This is a genomic window from Helicobacter sp. 13S00482-2 (assembly GCF_002272795.1).
GTDB lineage: Bacteria > Campylobacterota > Campylobacteria > Campylobacterales > Helicobacteraceae > Helicobacter_J.
In genome coordinates this window covers 46708-67252 of record NZ_MLAT01000007.1, presented here as the reverse complement: position 1 = coordinate 67252, position 20545 = coordinate 46708, and the positions used below count along the sequence as shown (strand labels likewise).

Annotated in this window: 20 protein-coding genes and 1 pseudogene; 6 read left to right on the top strand and 15 right to left on the bottom strand. The window is 33.7% G+C overall.

Annotation, left to right across the window (positions count from 1 at the left end; all coding sequences use genetic code 11):
• Positions 1-10: 10 nt before the first annotated feature.
• Genes BKH42_RS04920 through BKH42_RS04895 form a run of 6 tightly spaced genes read right to left on the bottom strand, consistent with a single transcriptional unit; the run spans position 11 to position 3588 of the window.
• Positions 11-664 carry an acetyltransferase gene (locus BKH42_RS04920; protein WP_095295497.1) on the bottom strand — a complete coding sequence of 218 codons (654 nt, stop codon included), beginning with the start codon at positions 662-664 and terminating at the stop codon, positions 11-13.
• The gene (locus BKH42_RS04915) at positions 664-972 is read right to left on the bottom strand and encodes an acyl carrier protein (protein ID WP_095295495.1); all 309 of its coding nucleotides are present in this window, start codon (positions 970-972) and stop codon (positions 664-666) included. Before BKH42_RS04915 ends, BKH42_RS04920 begins: the two co-directional genes overlap by 1 nt.
• 1 nt (position 973) lies before the next feature.
• The gene (locus tag BKH42_RS04910; RefSeq protein WP_095295493.1) at positions 974-2044 is read right to left on the bottom strand and encodes a ketoacyl-ACP synthase III; all 1071 of its coding nucleotides are present in this window, start codon (positions 2042-2044) and stop codon (positions 974-976) included.
• Positions 2041-2271, bottom strand: a complete 231-nt coding sequence (locus BKH42_RS04905; protein WP_095295491.1) for an acyl carrier protein — start codon at positions 2269-2271, stop codon at positions 2041-2043. Before BKH42_RS04905 ends, BKH42_RS04910 begins: the two co-directional genes overlap by 4 nt.
• On the bottom strand, positions 2264-2923 hold the full coding sequence (locus BKH42_RS04900; protein WP_095295489.1) for an acetyltransferase: 660 nt from the start codon (positions 2921-2923) through the stop codon (positions 2264-2266). Before BKH42_RS04900 ends, BKH42_RS04905 begins: the two co-directional genes overlap by 8 nt.
• Positions 2923-3588, bottom strand: a complete 666-nt coding sequence (locus tag BKH42_RS04895; RefSeq protein ID WP_143428563.1) for an acyltransferase — start codon at positions 3586-3588, stop codon at positions 2923-2925. Before BKH42_RS04895 ends, BKH42_RS04900 begins: the two co-directional genes overlap by 1 nt.
• Positions 3589-3761: 173 nt before the next feature.
• On the opposite strand from BKH42_RS04895, the gene BKH42_RS04890 reads away from it, so the two are divergent.
• Positions 3762-5468: an ABC transporter ATP-binding protein gene (locus BKH42_RS04890; RefSeq protein WP_095295487.1), complete on the top strand. Its 1707-nt coding sequence runs from the start codon at positions 3762-3764 to the stop codon at positions 5466-5468.
• 23 nt (positions 5469-5491) lie between these two features.
• On the opposite strand, the gene BKH42_RS04885 is transcribed toward BKH42_RS04890, so the two are convergent.
• From BKH42_RS04885 to groES, 3 genes and pseudogenes are all read right to left on the bottom strand, one after another.
• Positions 5492-5932 (bottom strand): copper resistance protein CopD, encoded by a 441-nt coding sequence (locus tag BKH42_RS04885; protein ID WP_095295485.1) that lies wholly within the window; start codon positions 5930-5932, stop codon positions 5492-5494.
• A 330-nt stretch (positions 5933-6262) separates the two neighbouring features.
• Entirely contained in the window at positions 6263-7903 is a 1641-nt protein-coding gene (gene groL, locus BKH42_RS04880) for a chaperonin GroEL (RefSeq protein ID WP_095295483.1), read from the bottom strand.
• 29 nt (positions 7904-7932) lie between these two features.
• Positions 7933-8202 (bottom strand): annotated as a pseudogene (groES, locus tag BKH42_RS04875) (co-chaperone GroES); the annotation flags it as partial.
• Positions 8203-8454: 252 nt separating this feature from the next.
• Here groES and dnaG point away from each other — a divergent pair.
• Both dnaG and BKH42_RS04865 read left to right on the top strand, forming a co-directional pair.
• Entirely contained in the window at positions 8455-10110 is a 1656-nt protein-coding gene (dnaG, locus tag BKH42_RS04870; RefSeq protein WP_095295480.1) for a DNA primase, read from the top strand.
• Positions 10107-11159 (top strand): argininosuccinate synthase domain-containing protein, encoded by a 1053-nt coding sequence (locus BKH42_RS04865; protein ID WP_095295479.1) that lies wholly within the window; start codon positions 10107-10109, stop codon positions 11157-11159. Before dnaG ends, BKH42_RS04865 begins: the two co-directional genes overlap by 4 nt.
• Before the next feature lie 223 nt (positions 11160-11382).
• Here BKH42_RS04865 and BKH42_RS04860 read toward each other — a convergent pair whose 3' ends face one another.
• The 6 genes from BKH42_RS04860 to BKH42_RS04835 all read right to left on the bottom strand — a co-directional run bounded on the left by BKH42_RS04860 (position 11383) and on the right by BKH42_RS04835 (position 18533).
• Entirely contained in the window at positions 11383-12645 is a 1263-nt protein-coding gene (locus BKH42_RS04860; RefSeq protein WP_095295477.1) for an MFS transporter, read from the bottom strand.
• A 219-nt stretch (positions 12646-12864) separates the two neighbouring features.
• Entirely contained in the window at positions 12865-15039 is a 2175-nt protein-coding gene (feoB, locus tag BKH42_RS04855) for a ferrous iron transport protein B (protein ID WP_095295475.1), read from the bottom strand.
• A gap of 90 nt (positions 15040-15129) precedes the next feature.
• A complete protein-coding gene (locus BKH42_RS04850; RefSeq protein ID WP_095295473.1) occupies positions 15130-16335 on the bottom strand; it encodes an Opr family porin in 1206 nt (401 codons plus the stop codon).
• Between the two features lie 12 nt (positions 16336-16347).
• A complete protein-coding gene (gene panC / locus BKH42_RS04845) occupies positions 16348-17184 on the bottom strand; it encodes a pantoate--beta-alanine ligase (RefSeq protein ID WP_095295471.1) in 837 nt (278 codons plus the stop codon).
• Complete coding sequence (gene pyrF, locus BKH42_RS04840; protein WP_095295469.1) at positions 17181-17867, bottom strand: orotidine-5'-phosphate decarboxylase; 687 nt, start codon at positions 17865-17867, stop codon at positions 17181-17183. The genes panC and pyrF overlap by 4 nt, the downstream gene beginning before the upstream one ends.
• Positions 17868-18533, bottom strand: a complete 666-nt coding sequence (locus BKH42_RS04835; protein ID WP_257874273.1) for a DedA family protein — start codon at positions 18531-18533, stop codon at positions 17868-17870. It abuts the gene before it with no gap.
• 92 nt (positions 18534-18625) lie between these two features.
• Here BKH42_RS04835 and BKH42_RS04830 point away from each other — a divergent pair, with 92 nt between their 5' ends.
• The 3 genes from BKH42_RS04830 to ribH are packed head-to-tail and all read left to right on the top strand — an operon-like array spanning position 18626 to position 20543.
• Positions 18626-19273, top strand: a complete 648-nt coding sequence (locus BKH42_RS04830; protein WP_095295467.1) for a carbonic anhydrase — start codon at positions 18626-18628, stop codon at positions 19271-19273.
• Positions 19273-20079: a 3-deoxy-8-phosphooctulonate synthase gene (gene kdsA / locus BKH42_RS04825; RefSeq protein WP_095295465.1), complete on the top strand. Its 807-nt coding sequence runs from the start codon at positions 19273-19275 to the stop codon at positions 20077-20079. The genes BKH42_RS04830 and kdsA overlap by 1 nt, the downstream gene beginning before the upstream one ends.
• Positions 20076-20543, top strand: coding sequence for a 6,7-dimethyl-8-ribityllumazine synthase (ribH, locus tag BKH42_RS04820; RefSeq protein WP_095295463.1), 468 nt, complete (start codon positions 20076-20078; stop codon positions 20541-20543). Before kdsA ends, ribH begins: the two co-directional genes overlap by 4 nt.
• Positions 20544-20545: the final 2 nt, after the last annotated feature.

Genomic DNA, 20545 nt, shown 5'->3' with positions numbered 1-20545 from the left:
TGTTGTTCCTTTATTTGAAGTTAAAAAATTCATTTGTCCCAATTACCTCCGCAGGATTCCCAAATGCAATCGAATTATCTTTTATACGTTTGAATATGATACTTCCTGCGGAGATTTTACAATTACTGCCTACCCTTGCTTTTGGGAATAAATTCACTCTAGGACCTAAATAGTTACCATCTTCAAGTGAAGAAAATCCTGCAAAACCAGAGTAAGAACCAATGATATTAAAATTCCCAAGCACGCTATCATGACCTAATGCACAAGATACATTGATGAGATTTCCATTTCCTATAATGGTGTTGTAAGCAATCACACTAAAAGGTGCAATAACATTACATTCACCTATATTTTTTGTATGAGTAATAAAAGCTTTTGGAGAGATGAGATTATAAAATTTCAATCCCTTGTCTTTAAAATGATGATAGAGTTTGTATCTTGCAATAGGACTACCAATAGCAATGACTAGATAATCATTTTCTTTAAAATCATAATCATCATAATGACCTAAAAAAAACCTCTGCAAGTCATAAGGTTGTAAATCATTACTAGTAGAGAGAAAACCTTTAAAAGAGATACTTTTATCAGTACTCATTACATCTAATAAATACTGATAACATTCACTTGCAAATCCACCTGCTCCTATGAAAATAATGTTTTTCATTAAGCAACTCTTACAGAGGGGTGAGGTTTTAAACGAAGATGAGTGAAGCAATTTGCGATAAAAGCAAATTCGGTTTTTAGCTCACCCCCCCCCCCTCCATTAAGCTTAAAGAGATTGCAAATATCTTGGATTTTTTCACAAGCCCTTAATGCATCTAAGGTGATGTTTATATGATAATGTTTTTGTGCAAAAGAAACCAGAGCCACCATCGTGAGACTGTCCCATTCTTCAAAGTTAGTGAGCTTATCTTCTAAAAAAAGTTTTTCTACATCAAGTAAATCTTGGATTTTATTCAATAGATCTTGCATATTACTCCTTCAAAGAGATTAGATTTAGATAAGGGATTTTTTCTACATCCATAATGATTCCAGCTAGTGTTAGACCAACTCCAAAACCACCAAAACATATTTTCAATCCTTCTTGAGTGAGTCTTTCTTTTAGATTGAAACACATGTTTAAGGGTATGGTGATTCCACTTCCATTACCGAAGTTTTCCACAATATTATTAGGCATTTTTTGATGAGGAATTTCGAGCTTATCGGCTAATTTTTCGAGCATGAACTTATTGGGTTGGTGAAAAATAAAAAAATCAATGTCTTTTTGAGTGAGATTTCCTTGCTCTAATAATGATTTGACCATACTAGGGACATATTCTTGAACGAAGCTAAAAACAGAAGCCCCTTGCATGACTAGATTGTTTAGATTTCTTATGTTGCCATCTTCATCCTCAAAATCTTTGTTTGTTTCATCAGTGCTAGGAAGCTTGAAACCTCCAGCAGGAATACAGATTGCTAGGGCATTTTCTCCGAAGGTTTGATTGAAACACAAGATTTGATTGTTTATCTGACTTTTTTCTATGATTGCAATGCTCCCCCCATCGCCTACTAGTGGATAGCTATTACGATCTTTTTTATTGACCTTATGGCTTAAAACATCAGAGTTGGCTATGGCAACTTTGTGAATATTTGGATTTTCTAGCATAAAAAATGCTTGAAACAACCCGTGAACAAAACCCGCACAGCCTTGATTGATATCAAAACATAAAATATCTTTTTTAAGACCTACTTGATGCGCAATAATGGTTGAGGTTTGTGGTACTAGATAATCAGGGGATTGTGTGATGTAAATGAATGCATCAATTTCTTTGGGATTGATGATGTTATCTTCAAATAATTTTTTGAACCCTGCAATGACAAAATCTGAAGCTAGTTGATTTTTGCCAGCGATTTTATGCTTGTGATAACCCATCAACTCTTTGAGGATCTTTGATTTTTTTAGAGGAAAATTATAATTAGGAATCTCATCATCAAAATAACTTTCATTTTCAGGCAAGATGGCTATAATCGAAGAGATTTTTTTCCCAAAAAAGCTAAAATTCATTTTTTGCTTTCCTGCACTAGTTTTGTTATATCATCAAGTGTATTGAAATATTCTGGAGAGATTTTGGTTCCATCAATTGAAATGTTAAATTCTTTATCAAGTGCACTGACGATAGATACAATATCAAAAGAATCAAATATCCCATCATTGATAAATTCTGTGCTATCTTGTACTTCTATGTCAGGACGCAATTCTTTTATGATCTCTTTGATTTTATTTTTAGGCATTATGATTCTCCTGTGTTGGATTGGTTCCGATTACTTCTGCGGGGTTTCCAAGTGCAATAGAATTATCTTTTAGTTTTTTGGAAATCACAGAATTGGCAGATACGGTGCAGTTGTTTTGTATGATTGTTTTTGGTGTTAATGTGGCTTTATGAGCTAGGAAATTCAAATCCCCGATTTTTGAACCGCCCCCAAAAGAAACGTACGAACTTACAAAGTTATAATTTCCCATCTCGCAATCATGCCCTATGAGTGAATATGGGCCAATGAGGTTAGCATTCCCGATAATTGTGTTGATACCTAGTGTGCTAAAAGGTGCAATAACATTACATTCACCTATATTTTTTGTATGAGTAATAAAAGCTTTTGGAGAGATGAGATTATAAAATTTCAATCCCTTGTCTTTAAAATGATGATAGAGTTTGTATCTTGCAATAGGACTACCAATAGCAATGACTAGATAATCATTTTCTTTAAAATCATAATCATCATAATGACCTAAAAAAAACCTCTGCAAGTCATAAGGTTGTAAATCATTACTAGTAGAGAGAAAACCTTTAAAAGAGATACTTTTATCAGTACTCATTACATCTAATAAATACTGATAACATTCACTTGCAAATCCACCTGCTCCTATGAAAATAATGTTTTTCATTAAGCAACTCTTACAGAGGGGTGAGGGGATGTATGACTAGAATTGTACAAAGATTTATTTAAGAATCTTTTGTATGCCCCCCCCCCCATTGCTTTATCGGTATTGAAGCTAGAATCAAGAAATTCTTCACTCAGTTTCAAGAGATTCTTATCTCTTTGCATCAATCTCTTTGCAGGTATCCCAAAATATACACTCCAAGCTTTTGTAGGGCGTATCACCAAACTAGATGCTCCAACGCTAACACCTTCTGCAAGAGAGCCACCTGGTAAGATAATAGAACCACATCCTAGTAGAGAAAATTTTTCTAGTTTGATGGGTTTGCTAGTAATCTTTCTGTATTCCATAGGAATGCAAGGCCCCACCAAAGCTTCCCCCTTAAAATCATCGCTAGAGCCTAATATCTTGCACTGTACACTCACAGCTGAAAAATCATCAATATATATGCCTTCTTCTTTTGCCATAAGCACACTCCCTGTACTTATATGGACATGGTTTTTAATGTTGATATGTCCAGAGAGGATTACAAAATCATCAATTCGCACATTATTCCCGATAGAGATATTTTGAGGGTTATAAACACTAGCTTTTTTGCTCAACAACACATCCTTGCCAAGTGATTTGAAACCTAGGGTTTGTAATTCCTCAATCGTATAAAAACTATTCATTATTACCTTAGAATGTTAAAATTTATGATCTAATTTTTTGTGCGTTATTTTAGCATAACATCATCTAAAAAACCTATAGTTCAAACTTGAGCACTTCAAAAGGAATAAAATCTATTATGTTTGTTTAAAATCTAAAAGGCTATAATTTTGCCCATTTCAAATTAAGTAGAGAGATGAATAAGCACAATCAAAAAACAACCACCGATCTGTACAAGCTTCGTTATTTGGTTACAAGAAGAGATAAGATTATCTTGTTGTGGCTCTTGCTTGGAACGATTATGTTTTCGATCCTAGAAACACTCGGGATTAGTATTATTATGCCATTTATTACATTCGCAAGTAATCCTGATCAGATACTTAATAATGCTATTCCGCTCAAAATTTATCAATGGATGGGTTTTTCTAATACTTTGAATTTTATGCTTTTTTTTAGTGCTACTTTGGTTGTATTTTATCTTTTTAGAGCTATTTATGGTGTTTTTTACAATTATTTTCTCAATAGTTTTGCTTTTGGCAAATCACATTATTTTGCTTATCGATTGTTTTGTAAATCTGCAGAATTGAGTTATTTTGATTTTACAAAAAAAAATACTGACAGAATACGTCTATCTATCGCACAAGAAGCTCAAGATGTCTCGCAATATATTCAGAATTTTTTACAAATGTTTGCTGAGGCATTCACAATTATTTTGATGTATATTTTGCTCTTGTTGGTGAGTTGGAAGATGACTCTAGTTTTAACCATTATTATGGGGTTGCAAATATTATTTATTATCAAAACAGTTAGTAAAAAGATAAAAAAACAAGGCGATAAACGTGTTTTGATAGATACTCAGTTTGGAAAAATCATCACTCAAACCTTTGGTAATTTTAAGTTTATCAAGCTCAAAGGAAACCAAAAAGAAATTTATGAAGTATTCGAAAATACTAGCTCAAATCGTGCGAATATTTTTACCAAATTTCAAACACTCAATTCTGTTCCGAAAAGTTTTTTGGAAACCATAGGGTTTATTTTGCTTATTTGTTGTGTGGCTTACATTTTAATCCGCTATAACGATGTGAGTGCTGTGATTCCTATTATTTCTATGTATGCACTTGCCCTTTATAGGATATTGCCTTCAGCAAATAAAATCTTAACCAATTATAATGCCATGAGTTTTTACAAAAAAGCTCTCAATAATGTTTATGAAAATCTTACCCAGTCTGTGGAGTTAGAAGATGATAAGCCATGTAATTTTGAAAAAAATATTGAACTTAAAAATGTGAGTTTTGCTTATGATGTGACTAAACCTATTATTGAGGATTTTAATCTTCTCATTAATAAGGGAGATAAGATTGCATTTTGTGGTCCTTCTGGAGCAGGAAAAAGCACTTTGGTGGATATTATTATCGGAATATATAAGCCCAATAAGGGGGAGATTTTAATCGATGGAGTCAAACTGAACAATCACAATCTTCGCACTTGGCGTAAAAAAATTGGTTATATTCCTCAAACAATCTATTTATTTGATGGGAATGTGGCTGAGAATGTGGCATTTGGAAGTGAAATGAACAAACAAAAGCTTATCTCTGCTTGTAAGAAGGCAAATATTTGGGAGTTTTTAGAAAAACATGATGGACTTGATACGATTGTTGGAGAGGGTGGTATATTATTAAGCGGAGGCCAGAAACAACGAATTGGGATTGCTAGAGCAATATATGATGATCCAGAAATCTTGGTTTTAGATGAAGCTACAAGTGCCTTAGATACACAGACAGAAGCAAAGATTATGAATGAAATTTATGACGTTGCAAAAAATAAGACCTTACTAGTAATTGCCCATAGATTGGACACTATTAAACGTTGTGATAGGAGAATAGAAATTTCTCCGAGCATTTGAATGCTCAAGAGAGGGTATTGATTTTATACAAAAAACATTAGTTTTGCCAATATAACGATAAAAAATCCTAATACAATAGCCACTGGGTGGATAATTTTCCTTACTGGACTTGGTTTTTTTAGAATAAAAGCATAAGTCAAAGAGATAGCTACCATTAATATGATGACAAGGGCAAGGAACACTTTAATTAAGAGGAGTTTTTGAAGATTTGTATCAAACCAACCTGAATTAGTGTTGATATAATTACTCAGCATCATCCCCCCTGTAATCAAAAGCCCTAGAACACATAATGGCATAATCTTTACGCCTCTTGCTGAAATTGCTTTTGAAGCTTTAGAAGAAACTTCTTCCCCAAATATTCTTTTGATATTTGGAAATATCACAACATCAAAAAATAGATAACCTAAAAAAATAATCGCACAAAATAAGTGAATAATGAGTATGAATGGATAAATAGCCTGCATGTAGTTTTCCTTTAATTTTTTTGGTTCGTGAGTATATGTAAATATTCTTAAATTTAGCTTATTTTTTATTGATTTCAACTATAAGATAAATATAATATTTTAATATTAGAATTAATAGTTCAAATTTAATAAATAATATAATAATTTTATTTAATAGTTTAATTCTTATTAAAAACTATTTTAGAGTGTGTGGAAAATATATCAGTAAAATTTAAATTATTGGCATAAATATATGAGTAGAAAAAGCACTACGATGGTATTTTGGGGGTTTTATAGCACAGAAGATTGGCTAGAGACTTCCAAAAGTAGTCTCTAGCGAAGTGGGTGGAATTACATCATTCCGCCCATACCACCCATTCCACCCATACCACTCATATCTGGCATAGCAGCAGGCTTATCTTCTTTGATTTCATTGATAGTTGCCTCTGTAGTGAGCAATAAACTAGATACAGAAACAGCATTTTGAAGTGCAACTCTAGCTACTTTTAATGGATCAATAATGCCTTCTTTAAACATATCAACATAAGTTCCATTGCTAGCATTAAAACCAAAAGATTCTTTATTTTTCTCAACTTCATTGACTACCACACCTGCATCATAACCAGCGTTCATAGCGATTTGTGCTAAAGGTGCTTTTATAGCCCGTTTGATAATTTCATAACCGATGAGCTCATCTCCGCTTAACTTGAGATTGATTTTTTGAGTTGCCCTGATAAGTGCAGCACCACCACCAATGACAATTCCTTCTTCAACAGCTGCTTTTGTTGCAGAAAGAGCATCATCAACTCTATCTTTTTTCTCTTTCATTTCAACTTCTGAAGCAGCACCAACCTTAATCACTGCAACACCACCACTTAGCTTAGCAAGTCGCTCTTGAAGTTTTTCTTTATCATAATCGCTTGTAGTGGCCTGAATTTGTGTTTTGATCTGAGCGATTCTGTCTTTTACTTCACTAGATTTACCTTTACCATCTACGATGGTTGTGTTGTCTTTGTCGATAACAATTCGAGCTGCTTGACCAAGATCGCTAATCTCTGCATTTTCCAAAGTCTTTCCAAGTTCTTCAGATATAACTTGACCACCTGTAAGAGTAGCAATATCTTTTAGCATTTCTTTTCTTCTATCGCCAAAACCAGGAGCTTTTACTGCTGCGATATTTAAAACTCCTCGAAGCTTATTTACAACTAAAGTTGTTAGTGCCTCACCTTCGATATCTTCAGCAATTATAAGTAAAGGTTTTCCACCCTTCATGGTTGCTTCAAGTAGAGGTAAAATATCTTTCATGCTTGAGATTTTTTTATCTGTCAATAGAACATAAGCGTTTTCCAATTGAGTAGTCATTTTATCAGCATTGGTGACAAAATAAGGAGATAGGTAGCCTCTATCAAATTGCATTCCTTCAACCACGCTTAGTTCATCATTGATACCCTTGGCTTCTTCAACAGTGATAACTCCATCTTTCCCTACTTTTTCCATAGCTTCAGCGATGAGCTTACCTATCTTATCATCAGAGTTTGCAGATATAGTTGCTACCTGGGCTATTTCATCTTTGCCACCTACTTTTTTACTTGCCTTTTTAAGCTCTGCAATGATGGCTTCACTTGCTTTGTCCATACCTCTTTTTACTTCAATTGGATTAGCACCAGCAGTAATATTTCTAAGACCTTCTTTAAAAATACTATGAGCTAATACAGTCGCAGTAGTGGTACCATCTCCTGCTGCATCTGCTGTTTTGCTTGCTACTTCTTTTACGAGTTGAGCACCCATATTTGCAATAGGATCAGCTAGTTCAATTTCTTTTGCTACGCTAACACCATCTTTTGTGATGGCAGGAGCACCATAGCTTTTTTGTATCAATACATTTCGACCTCTAGGTCCCATTGTTACTTTGACGGCGTCATTGAGTTGTTTGACACCCTCATAAAGCTTGTTTCTTGCTGAATCTGAGAATTTTATTTCTTTACTTGCCATTTTTTACTCCTTATATGGTGTTATTATTTACTTAAAACACCTAGAACATCTTCTAGGTCCAAAACGATGTACTCTTTGCTATCTAGCTTGATTTCTGTACCTTTGTATTTACCAAAAACGATTGTATCGCCTTCTTTAAGGCATTTACATTCTTCAGAGATTTTTTTACTGATTGCCTTTACATTACCCATCAAAGGCTTTTCTTTTGCATTATCAGGAATAATGATTCCAGAGCTTGTCTTACTCTCTTCTTCTAGTCTCTCGACCAAAATTCTTTCACCTAGTGGCTTGAATTTCATTGTGTCTCCTTGCAAGTTTATTTATAAAATTGGCACTTAAAAAATTTAAGTGCCATAATTATAATTGATTTTGATAAACAAGTCAATATGTTTATAATAAATATATCAAAATACATTAGTCATATAGACTAAATATTAATATATGTATTCTACATAACTTTTTAAAAAAATAGCACTGAGAGGATTATTATTAAGGGTTAAAATAGTAATTTTTGATAAAATTATGCATGAACGATAAACGAAGGGAGATTGATGATCACTCAGGCTTCTATAGATTCTCTAAAGGCTACTGTTGATATTGTGGATATAATAGGTAGTTATGTGGATCTTAGAAAATCAGGTAGTAATTTCACAGCTTGTTGCCCCTTTCATAATGAAAAAACTCCAAGTTTTGTAGTAAATGGATCAAAAGGGCTTTATCATTGTTATGGATGTGGCGTCGGTGGAGATGTCATAAAGTTTGTAATGGAGTATGAGAAATTAAACTTTGCTGAAGCTGCTGAAAAAATAGCAGATATGTCTAATTTTAGTCTTGAATACGAGAAAAATACCATCACCAAGAAAGATGACTCTAAATTACTTGAAAATATAGCAAGATTTTATCAAAAACGTTTGATGGAATTACCTGAATGTAAGCATTACTTACTTAAAAGAGGAGTGAGTGAATTTTCAATAGAAAAATTTGGATTAGGATTTTGTGGCCCTAGCTTTGAAACTTTGAGATTTGTTGAACAAGAGGGGATGGATAAAAAAAAGCTTGTTGAACTAGGGGTGCTTGGAGAAGACAATACTCGCACATATGTGCGATTTTCTGAGAGAATTATGTTTCCTATCCATTCTCCTACTGGCAAGATTGTGGGTTTTGGAGCTAGAACAATCAAAGATAATTTGCCAAAATATCTTAATTCTCCACAAACTGCTCAATTTAACAAATCTAAACTACTCTATGGTTATCATATTGCTAAGGAACATATTTATAAATATGAGCAGGTGATTGTTACAGAGGGATATTTAGATGTGATTATGTTGCATCAAGTTGGCTTTAATACTGCCGTAGCTACACTTGGAACAGCACTCACGCAAGATCACCTGCCTATTTTAAGCAAGGGAAATCCCAAGGTTATTTTGAGCTATGATGGAGATGCTGCAGGAATAAAATCCGCGTTTCGTGCTTCTGTTATGTTGGCAAAGGATAGTAAAGCTGGAGGTGTGGTGATTTTTGAAAGCGGACTTGATCCTGCTGATATGGTATTTCAAAAAAAGACAGATGAATTGGAAAAATTATTTGCTTCTCCGATTCCTTTTGTCGAGTTTGTCTTTAAGCAGATTTCTTTAAAATATAACTTGATCGATCCTTTAGAAAAAGAAAAAGCCCTCAAAGAATCTTCAGAATTTTTACATTCTCTATCCCCTCTTTTGCAAGAAGAATACAGATTTTTTGTAGCAGATATATTGAAAATTCCTTTAAATCTCATTGTTCCTAGCTATAAAGGGAGTGCAAAGGTTTATCCAAAAAATATAGCCCCAATATCTATCAAGGGCAATACTTATGATAGATTAGAAAATCTTGTCATAAAGTATATTTTAGAGGATAGATCCTTGCTTGATATGGCAGTGGAATATATTGATGAGCGAGTATTCCAATATAAGAAAAAAGAATTTTGTGCTTTATGTAGAGGAGATTTTCAAGATGAGGGGCTCATTGGTATAGAGATCGATGAAGAGTTACTCTTGCGAGAAAATGGATTTAAAGATGAGTTGGTGATGTTGATTTTAAAATACAATCAAAATCAACTTGAAAAAGTAATAAATGATTCCAATTTGAATTTTCAGGAAAAAAGCTTCAAAATCAGACAGATAAAAAATAATATTATCAGATTACGAAAAGGAGAATTGATAGGGGTATGAAAAAAGCATTAGCATTATTCAGTGGTGGGCTTGATAGTATGATTAGTATGAAACTACTTAAAGATCAAGGTATTGAGGTTGTTGCACTTCATTTTAATATCGGCTTTGGGGCAAACCGTGATAAGCTTGAATATCTTCAAAATGCTAGTGCTCAAGTTGGGGTTGAGCTCAAGATTTGTGATATTAGAGATCAATTTTTTAATGAAATACTTTTTAGTCCAAAATATGGCTATGGAAAATTTTTTAATCCTTGCATTGATTGTCACGCCAATATGTTTGCACACGCATTTGACAAACTTTTGGAACTCAATGCTGATTTTGTTATCAGTGGAGAAGTGATTGGTCAAAGGCCTAAAAGTCAAAGGAGACAAGCCCTTGATCAGGTTAAAAAGATTATCAGGGAGATAGGTCAAAATCCTGCATTTGATGATATTGTTAGCCACGATGAAAAAGATAGTTCTAAACCTTTTTATCTTGATGAACTTATTTTAAGACCAATGAGTGCGAAGCTTTTGGAACCTACTTTTCCTGAGAGGGCAGGTTGGGTAGATAGAGAAAAACTCTTAGATGTCAATGGCAGAGGACGAAATAGACAACTATCTATGGTTGAAGAATTTGGTTGGAAATATTATGAAAAACCTGGTGGGGGTTGTTTATTGACTGATATGGGTGTGAGTTTAAAACTCAAAGATCTCAGTTCGCATCGAAAAATGGTGATAGAAGATACCGTGATGGTAAAAGTTGGACGCTATATGGTGTTAGAAAATGGTGCTAGATGTATTATCGCTAGAAATGATGAAGAAAATTACAAGCTAGACAAGCCTCATCCATTGATGGATAAAATTGAATTACTTGATTGTGTTGGTCCTATTGGATTGGTCGAAAAAACTGCAAGTGATGAAGATAAAATTTTGGCAGGAAGGATAGTGCTTTCTTATGGAAGAACTCAGATGAATCAAAGCTATAAAGTCAAGATTGGAGAAGTATTGATGGAACTTTTCCCTTATGAAAAAGAGAAAGCTAGAAAGTTTTTGTTGTTCAATACCTAAGAATTATACTAATCTGCCAAGTTATTTTTTTAATTTGATCCAAATTGATACAAAAACATCTCAATTAGGCTATTTCAAGTGGTTAAGAAATTATTATGTCGAGGATTTAAAAATAGAAATTATCAGACATTAAGAATTATTTAAAATATAATACCTAAAAAATGCTATTTAGGTTAGCCTATTGACTATTTATCTTCAAATAATTCTCATTACCTAGATTTAATCAGTCTAGTTCTGTTTTTTTGGGTAACATAAATGCCACGATAAGTGCAATTACAAGCATAATCGTAATATAAACAAAAAATCCATTTTCAAACCCCTTTTCTTTGAAACTCAGTGCCAAAGCTGGAGCGGTTCCACCAAATATTGTATTGCCTATTGCGTAAGATAATCCTGTTCCTAGTGCCCTAATATGTGTTGGGAAGAGTTCAGATTTTAAAATCCCTGCTACAGAAGTATATAAACTCAATATTGCTAAAAATAGCGTTATGATGAAAAATGCCATTGTTGGAGTATTAACCTGACCTAAAGCGATCATTAAAGGATAAGTGCATAGGGTTGCTAAAATGCAAAAAGCTATCAATAGGTTTTTGCGTCCTACTTTATCACCAATAGCCCCAAAAATTGGTTGAAAAACAACATAACAAAATAGCGCACCTAGCATTATGTAATTAGATGTCTGAGAAGCGATTCCAGTGCTATTTATCATAAATGTTTTGGTATAAACGGTGAAAGTATAAAAACATAAAGAACCAGCAGCTGTAAATCCTAGAACCATAAAAAATGACCTTTTATATTTCAAGAGTTCTTTCAAAGACCCCCTATTTTTATGCATCTGAACATCTGGCACTGTATCATGCATTTTTTTTCTAGCTAGTAATGATAATAAAGCCAGTACTCCTCCAAAGGCGAATAAAATTCTCCAAGCATACGAGCTAAGCTCTGATTGTGTGAAAAAAATTTCCATTATCACCGCTGATAAAACCGCAAGAAGTTGCCCACCAATGAGCGTGACATATTGAAAAGATGAATAAAATCCTCTATGTCCCTTGCTTCCAAGTTCAGATAAATAGGTTGCAGCGATTCCATATTCTCCCCCAACGCTAAGCCCTTGAATTAATCTAGCAATCAGTAAAAAAATAATAGCAATATCTCCTACTGTCTCTTTGGTAGGTAAAATAGCTATCAAAAAAGATCCTATCCCCATTAAAATGACCGAATAAACCATTGATTTTTTACGCCCAATTCTGTCTGCCAAAGATCCAAATAACCAGCTACCAATAGGTCTCATCAAAAATCCAAGTGCAAAAATAGCATACACAGAAATAAGCTCTATGGTTTTGTTATCTGATGAAGAAAAAAGATGAGCAAAATAATGAGCTGTAAAAGCATAAATGTAAAAATCGTACCATTCTACAAGATTGCCAGATGAGGCTGCAATGACAGAGGTGATTTTTTGTTTTTTGCTGAGAGTTTTTGATTCCATAAGAGCCTTTCGTCTAGTTGAATTATTTGTTTGGTGCGAGATTATGTCATAAAAATATTTGTTAGTGTGTAAAATAGTTATATTTGAATATCTTTTTGAAGTTAAATTTTTACTAGAAGTAACATTATTCAGATTATAATAAGTTTGATTGCAGTTTGAGTTGAAGGGTTTAGAAAAAACAAATTCTTGAACTCAATCTGTGCTTAAATGAAAATCTTCTCAAGAATACAAGAATACGTTCATGTATTTAGTGATATAAAATGCTATTAGTGAAAATATATAAGCCACAATGGTGGTAAAAATAAACAGATACAAGACAAATTTTATCCCCCCAGCTTCTTTGCCAAAGGATATTGTAGCAGCAAAACATGGAATATAAAACATCACAAAAACAATAAAAGCTATTGCTGTTGGCATACTAATGTTTGCTTTGAGGGCATTTCTGAGTCCTTCAGAATCTTCTGCGGCTGCATCCCCCAAGGAATATAAAACCCCCAATGTGGAGACAACCATTTCTTTTGCTGCAAATCCCGTGATGATAGAAATTGAAAGTCTCCAATCAAAATTCATAGGTGAAAAAATGGGTTTGAGGGCTATTCCAATACGTCCTGAATAGCTTTGCTGAAGGGATAATTCTTCAAGTTCATTTTTTAATTCTTCAATCTTTTTTTGCTGTTTTTCTTTTGAGATGTTTTTATTTTTTTCAATGGCAATGATTTTTTTCTCATAAGTTTGATGCAATTCTGGATTTTTGGGATAATGTGAGGCAAACCAAACCAGCATAGAACCTAAAAAGATGAATGTAGCTGCTTTTTTGATAAACATTAATACTTTCGTATATATACTAAACCAGATGATTCTATAGCTAGGGATCCTATATTTTGGCATTTCCATCACAAAGGGCTCATCTTTTCCCCTAAAAACACTCAATTTGAGAAATTTTGCCATCAACAAGGCTATTAGGGCTCCTAATATGTAGATTCCAAAAAGTGCTATTCCAGCGTATTTATCAGAAAAAAATGCTCCCACAAAAAGTACATAAATAGGCAATCTTGCACTACAGCTCATAAACCCAATGATAAATAAGGTGATGAGTCGTTCATTTTTGTTTTGCAAAGTTCGTGTTGCCATATAGGCAGGAACAGAGCAACCAAAACCAGTCACAAGGGGTATAAAACTTTTGCCATGAAGTCCAAATTTATGAAAAATGCCATCAAGTAAAAAAGCAACACGGGACATATAACCTGTAGCTTCTAACAAAGATATGCCGAAATATAAAATAATAATTAGGGGCAAAAATGATAATACCGCTCCAACTCCACCTATAATGCCATCTCCTATCAAAGAGGCAAAATCCTCATTTGTTATATATGTTTTCACAAGCGATCCAAGATTATCAATACCATCTTGAGCTAAGTCTTGCAGTACTCCACCGACTAAAAAACTCATATTAAAAAGCATGAACATCAAAAGAAGAAAAATAGGCAATCCTAAATATTTATTTAACATAATGGCATCAATTTTTTGAGTTTGATGAAGTGATTTGTTTGGTCTAGATAAAACCTCTTGTGCCGCTCCTTTTCCAAAAGATAAAGCATCAAAGATGAAGATATTTTGGACATTATTTTCTTTGGAAAACTTGTAGAGGTTTTGAATACAGTTATTCACAACTTTTGAAAGTTCTAACCAACAACCCTTGTTATGTAGATATGAATAAATCCTTGTTTGTTGAGATAGTAGCATCACAGAGATTTCTCTGAAAGAAATATTTTCTGTGCTCTGATGGGATGTTATAAAAGTTGAAATTTCTGGATAAGATTTTTGATGCAAAAAATCTGATAAGGTCTGAATTTGAGATTCTATAAAATCAGCATATATTCTTTTAGGCGGGGTGAATTGATTTTCATAGAGTTTTATTATCGATTCTATCAACAAAGTAGTGTTTAGATTTTTATTTGCAGAAGTTGGAATACATGGGACTCCTAGTATTTCTGAGAGGAGTTTTTCATCGATAGTAATATTTTCTTTTTGTGCTTCATCCCACATATTGAGTGCGATGAGAGTTTTTTTGTTTTTTTCTAAAACTTGAGCACTTAAGGCTAGATTTCGTTCTAAGTTTGTCGAATCGACCACATTCAAAATGATGTCATAAGGTTCATTGTCTAAGAAATCTTTGGTGATTTTTTCTTCCATCGTGAAATCATTTAAGGAATAGGTGCCAGGAAGATCAATAATGGTGATTTTTGTGTTGTTATAAAATAGGTAAGCTTGGGCTTTTTCTACTGTTACACCCGTAAAGTTGCCGACCTTAAGGTGTGCTCCACTGATACTATTGATGAGGGAACTTTTCCCAACGTTAGGTTGTCCCACTAAAGCTACGATAATCTCTTGCATATTTCTCTCAAATAATTTTTTTCCAATTATACACAAATTAAGATTAATTATTATTATGAGGTTGTAGAGAGTGCTTAGGTCTTTGCAATCTTAAAAAGAAAGCCTGATACCACCATTTATTTGCGTTGTATTGGGAATATTGATAGCATCTTTGTGAGTATTGAGAATATTTAGTACTCCAAAAACATTATTCGTGAAGCCTATTTCTGTAGAAAAATCAACTTCATTTTGCCTAGAAGATATTCCATAAGAGGTGCTACCATAGGTAAGGGAAAATTTGAATTTTTGTACATTTGCACTGATGCTTCCATATATTAAATTTGCATTTGGTTGTGTTTTGATGGCTCTTCCTCCCCAAATAAAAAACGGATCAATATTATCACCCATAATTCCTAGATTGCCCCAGCCTGAATCTTTGCTTGTATGAATATAGCCTGCAGAAATTTCAAAGTATTTCATTCCAAAAAATATTTTTGCATCCAGTGCTGAAGCATTGTGAATATAGCCACTATAGATAGGATTACCTTCAAAACTATAAGCATACCCAATATTTCCTCCAACAAAAAAATCTGAAATATTAAAGCGTCCATCAAGACTAGCTCCTAAAGCAGTGAATATTTTGGGTGTGAAAAATGTGTACGCTTTGATTGTAAATGTTTCAGTGATATAGTATTTTGCAGCAATATTGACTAGGCCAAAATCAGAATAGGGATTGATTTTTTCAAAGGAAGTCATTTGATAATACGCCACACGACCATAATCGTGTGCCCAAAATCCTTCAAGCATAAGATTATCAATGGAGCGATTGCGTATCCATATGCCATCACTCATTGTATTTATCCATTCATTAGGAATAGTGAATCTTCCTGCTTTGATATTGGTATCTCCATCAAAGTATTCAAAAAATGACTCAGCTAATGTAGCTTTATTTTGATTAAAAAAATCCTTTGAAGAATCTCCATTCCCATAGGAGGTGATGAGGTCTTTGTGCACGTTCCAAAGCGATGCCCCAGCCCTAAAACCAATAGCGGCACGAACATATTTGTAGAACCCAGATGTATAGCTGAGTCCTACACTTCCTTGCAAGTATCCTGTTTTTCCTAGATAGCTGTATGTAGCGATATTGTTTGGAGTTAAGATGGTGGCATCACCTTTATTCAACCCTTGATAATCCCCATAAAAAATCACATCACCTTTAGAGACTCCATTTTTTAGTGCCTCATCAATGCTATCATAAGCCCAAATGCGAATAGATCCAAATAGTAAAAGAGGTATGATTTTTAATAAATTTCTCATTTCGCTCCTTATTTATAGCCATAGATTATCTAATAATCTTGTCTTTCCAACTTTTGCAGCAATGAGTGCAATGCTAGAATTTTTTTGTATATATGCGATAGGGTTAAGATCGTGATCGCAAATATCTAGATATTCTACATTCAAGTTTTCAAGTTCAATTTTAGCCAATTCTATTAGGATAGAAGTTTTTAGCTCTCCTTTTTGAACAGCTTCAGCAATTTTTTTCAGTGCGGTAGGGATTTTGAGTGCTTCTAATCTTTCTTCCTTGCTTAAATAAATATTTCTTGAACTCAGTGCCAAGCCATCAATGTCTCTTTGTGTAGGACAGGGAATAATTTTGGTTTTTAAAAAGGTATCTTGTATCAATCTTTTGATAATAAGTAGTTGTTGAGCGTCTTTTTCCCCAAAATATGCGTGGTGAGGAGTGCTGAGATGCAACAGCTTTAAAACGATACGTAAAACTCCATCAAAGTGTCCTTCACGAATAAAACCCTCATGTGTATAACCCATATTTTTTGGTGGCCTGAGTGATATTTCATCATCTTTTGGATACATTTCAGTGGGATTTGGAGCAAAAACCACAGCCACTCCATTTTCTTCACAAAGTTTGAAATCTTTGTTTAAATCTCTAGGATACTTGCTAAAATCTTCATTTTCACCAAATTGGGTTGGATTAACAAAAATTGATACAATGGTTTGAGTGTCTTTTTTTCTAGAGCATTCTATGAGGCTTTTGTGACCATTATGTAGTGCGCCCATTGTAGGAACAAGCCCAATGATAGAATCTTTAGGAAGAGAGTCTTTATAATCAATAAGTTCTTTTTTGGTCTGTATGAGTATGGTTTTCATCTTATCTTTTCCAAAATCCTTTCAACAACTTTTTTTGGATTATCAGCTTTGTAGATAGGTCTTCCTATAACGATAAAATCTGAAAGAGCCTTTTTCGCCCCCTCTATATCAGAAACCCTTTTTTGATCATCGCTATCTTCAGAAAATGGACGGATTCCAGGTGTTAGCGTCAAAAACCTAGAATCTGTGTTTTTCTTGATATTCTCGCTTTCATATACTGAACAAACCACCCCATCAAGGTTGCTTTTAAAAGCTAATTTTGCCAAAGTTTGAACATGCTCATCTAATGGCATGTTGTAGATGTATTTGAATTCTTGCGGACTAAAACTAGTCAGCGCGCTGATGGCAAACACTAAGGGACGCTTTTGGATTTTATTTAGACGCTCCATAACTGTTTTCATCGCTATTTCCCCACTACTTGCGTGTAGAGTAATCATATCCACATTGAGTTTGGCACATTCAAATGCTGCATCTGCCATTGTATTTGGAATATCATAGAGTTTTAAATCTAAAAAGATTTTAAAATTTCCATCTATTTCTCTGATTTTTTCAATAAATTCTTTTCCATCTCTGATATAAGATCTTAAACCCACTTTTATCCAAATTGGAAACCCTTTTAATGACTCCAAAAGTTCTAAATTTTGTATTTTTTCTTCAAGATCTAAAGCAACACATAACTGCATTTATTTCCTTCTTTTTTGATAAAAAATATATCCCAAAGCAATAATAATAACAGATCCAATCGTTATCACAATGATTTTATGTAAATGGTTTTTAATATCTAACTCGCCTGAATCTAAAGAAGCAGAAGTGAAGGTTTTAATAATCGTTTCTATATTTACATTATAGCCCATCCACGTTCCTATGTAATATCCAAAACAGGTCAAAATAACTACCCATATCCCAGCCCCAATTCCTGTATAGATGCAGAATTTTACTAGGTTCATTTTTGAAAGTCCAGCAGGGAGTGAAATATATTGTCTGAGTACGGGAATAAGTCTGCCTAAGAATGTACTGATTTCGCCGTGTTTTTTGAAATACATTTCCATTTTTTCCATTGTTTTTTCACTGAAAAAGAAATATTTTCCATACTTGATAATAAAACCTCTACCAAACTTCAATGCAAGGAAATAGTTAAATAAACTTCCTGCTATGCTTCCTAATATTCCCATTGTGATTACTACGTAGATATTCATTTCATTTTTATAAACCAAATATCCTGATGGGATCATCACAACTTCAGAAGGAAAAGGAAAAAAACTTGATTCTAAAAACATCATTAAAAAAATGCCCAAATACCCAAAACTTCCAACAAATTCAACAATAAAATCAATGATCTGCGACAAAATATCCTCCAAAGCTTTGGAATACTGTTTTGATATTATATGCTATTACTTTGGTATAATTCAAGACTTTAGTTTTTTTGATATAGAAGGTAAGAATGAGAGAGTTATTTGAAGGTGCATTGAAATTTCAAGAAGACGATTATAATAAATATAAAGATTTGTATGAGAGTTTGAAAAAACATCAAGAACCTCATACTCTATTCATTACTTGCGTGGATTCTAGAGTTGTTCCAAGTATGATTACTAACGCCCTACCTGGGGATTTATTTGTAGTGAGAAATATGGGTAATATTATTCCTCCTTATCGTGAAAATGATAATATAATGCGTGCAGGTTATCTTGCTACGACTGCTTCAATTGAATATGCACTTAACATACTAGATATCAAAAACATTATTATTTGCGGTCATAGTAATTGTGGAGCGTGTAGTGCTGCTTATGCTCCAGAAGAAAAACTTCAAAATGCTCCTTATGTAAAGAAATGGATTGAACTTCTTGAACCTGTGAAAAAAAAAGTAAAAGCTCTTTGTCCATCCAGTAAAGCAAAAGAACTTTGGCTAACTGAACAAATCAATATAGAGCATCAGTTAGAAAATTTAATGACCTATCCATTCGTAGAAGAACGTTTTGATAGGGGAGAGATAAATATTTATGGTTGGTATTACATTATAGAAACAGGTGAGATTTTTAATTACAATATGATCACACGTGAATTCAAACCTATTAATAAGGAAAAAAAATAATGACAAAAATGATACTTTTAAGTGGTCCTTGTGTAATAGAGAGTTATGAAAATCTTCACACTGTTGCTAAGGGCATGAAATCTATAGCTCAAAATCCAAAAATCGATTTTTATTTCAAAGCAAGTTTTGATAAAGCCAATCGAACAAGTCTTGAAAGTTATCGAGGACCAGGACTTGAAGCTGGAATGGAGATGTTAGCTCAAATTAAAAAAGAGTTTGGCTACAAAATCATCACCGATATTCACGAGAGTTATCAGGCTCAAAGTATTGCTAAAGTAGCTGATGTCATACAGATTCCTGCATTTTTGTGCAGACAGACAGATTTGATTGTAGAGGTAGCAAAGACAAATAGCATTGTCAATATCAAAAAAGGTCAATTCATGAATCCTGAAGACATGAAATATTCCGTTCTTAAAGCTATCAAGACAAGAGGTGGAAACAGTGCAGAATATTCTCAGGCACAAAAATATGGGGTTTGGTTATGCGAGAGAGGCAGTAGTTTTGGATATGGAAATCTCGTTGTGGATATGCGTAGTTTGGTGATTATGAGGAAATTTGCTCCCGTGATTTTTGATGCAACTCATAGTGTGCAAATGCCAGGAGGGGCTGGAGGAAAAAGTGGTGGTGATAGTTCTTTTGTACCTTATTTGGCAAAGGCGGCTGCCGCAGTGGGTGTGGATGGCTTTTTTATGGAAACACATCCTAGCCCTAAAGATGCACTAAGTGATGGTCCAAATATGGTTTGTTTGAATGATTTGGGAGATTTGGTGGAAAAAATTTTAGATATACAAGGAGTTTTGAAATGAATATTATTGAAGGAAAAATCAGTTTAAAAGGTGATGAAAAAATTGCAATCATAGCAAGTAGATTTAACCATATCATAACAGATAGGCTTATAGAGGGGGCAAAAGATAGCTTTTTGAGACACAATGGGGATGATAAAAAACTTGATTTGATTTTAGTTCCAGGTGCCTATGAATTACCCTTTGCACTTGATCGAGTTCTTTGTAGTGGAAAATATGATGGGGTTTGTGCTTTGGGAGCTATTATAAGGGGTGGTACCCCTCATTTTGATTATGTGAGTGCGGAAGCTACCAAGGGGATAGCCAATACAACTTTAAAATATAGCACCCCTGTGAGTTTTGGAGTATTGACTACAGATAACATTGAACAAGCTATTGAAAGAGCTGGAAGCAAGGCAGGAAATAAAGGTTTTGAATCAATGAATGCATTAATAGAGCTTATTGATTTATATAGACAATTAGGTTAAAG

Excerpts from the sequence above, each read along its gene's own strand:
- panC (WP_095295471.1), bottom strand. The coding sequence starts at position 17,184 with ATGAAAACCATACTCATACAGACCAAAAAAGAACTTATTGATTATAAA.
- groL (WP_095295483.1), bottom strand. The coding sequence starts at position 7,903 with ATGGCAAGTAAAGAAATAAAATTCTCAGATTCAGCAAGAAACAAGCTT.
- dnaG (WP_095295480.1), top strand. The coding sequence starts at position 8,455 with ATGATCACTCAGGCTTCTATAGATTCTCTAAAGGCTACTGTTGATATT.
- BKH42_RS04920 (WP_095295497.1), bottom strand. The coding sequence starts at position 664 with ATGAAAAACATTATTTTCATAGGAGCAGGTGGATTTGCAAGTGAATGT.
- BKH42_RS04865 (WP_095295479.1), top strand. The coding sequence starts at position 10,107 with ATGAAAAAAGCATTAGCATTATTCAGTGGTGGGCTTGATAGTATGATT.
- kdsA (WP_095295465.1), top strand. The coding sequence starts at position 19,273 with ATGACAAAAATGATACTTTTAAGTGGTCCTTGTGTAATAGAGAGTTAT.
- BKH42_RS04890 (WP_095295487.1), top strand. The coding sequence starts at position 3,762 with ATGAATAAGCACAATCAAAAAACAACCACCGATCTGTACAAGCTTCGT.
- pyrF (WP_095295469.1), bottom strand. The coding sequence starts at position 17,867 with ATGCAGTTATGTGTTGCTTTAGATCTTGAAGAAAAAATACAAAATTTA.
- BKH42_RS04900 (WP_095295489.1), bottom strand. The coding sequence starts at position 2,923 with ATGAAAAACATTATTTTCATAGGAGCAGGTGGATTTGCAAGTGAATGT.
- BKH42_RS04915 (WP_095295495.1), bottom strand. The coding sequence starts at position 972 with ATGCAAGATCTATTGAATAAAATCCAAGATTTACTTGATGTAGAAAAA.
- BKH42_RS04850 (WP_095295473.1), bottom strand. The coding sequence starts at position 16,335 with ATGAGAAATTTATTAAAAATCATACCTCTTTTACTATTTGGATCTATT.
- BKH42_RS04860 (WP_095295477.1), bottom strand. The coding sequence starts at position 12,645 with ATGGAATCAAAAACTCTCAGCAAAAAACAAAAAATCACCTCTGTCATT.
- BKH42_RS04895 (WP_143428563.1), bottom strand. The coding sequence starts at position 3,588 with ATGAATAGTTTTTATACGATTGAGGAATTACAAACCCTAGGTTTCAAA.
- feoB (WP_095295475.1), bottom strand. The coding sequence starts at position 15,039 with ATGCAAGAGATTATCGTAGCTTTAGTGGGACAACCTAACGTTGGGAAA.
- BKH42_RS04830 (WP_095295467.1), top strand. The coding sequence starts at position 18,626 with ATGAGAGAGTTATTTGAAGGTGCATTGAAATTTCAAGAAGACGATTAT.
- BKH42_RS04905 (WP_095295491.1), bottom strand. The coding sequence starts at position 2,271 with ATGCCTAAAAATAAAATCAAAGAGATCATAAAAGAATTGCGTCCTGAC.
- BKH42_RS04885 (WP_095295485.1), bottom strand. The coding sequence starts at position 5,932 with ATGCAGGCTATTTATCCATTCATACTCATTATTCACTTATTTTGTGCG.
- BKH42_RS04910 (WP_095295493.1), bottom strand. The coding sequence starts at position 2,044 with ATGAATTTTAGCTTTTTTGGGAAAAAAATCTCTTCGATTATAGCCATC.
- ribH (WP_095295463.1), top strand. The coding sequence starts at position 20,076 with ATGAATATTATTGAAGGAAAAATCAGTTTAAAAGGTGATGAAAAAATT.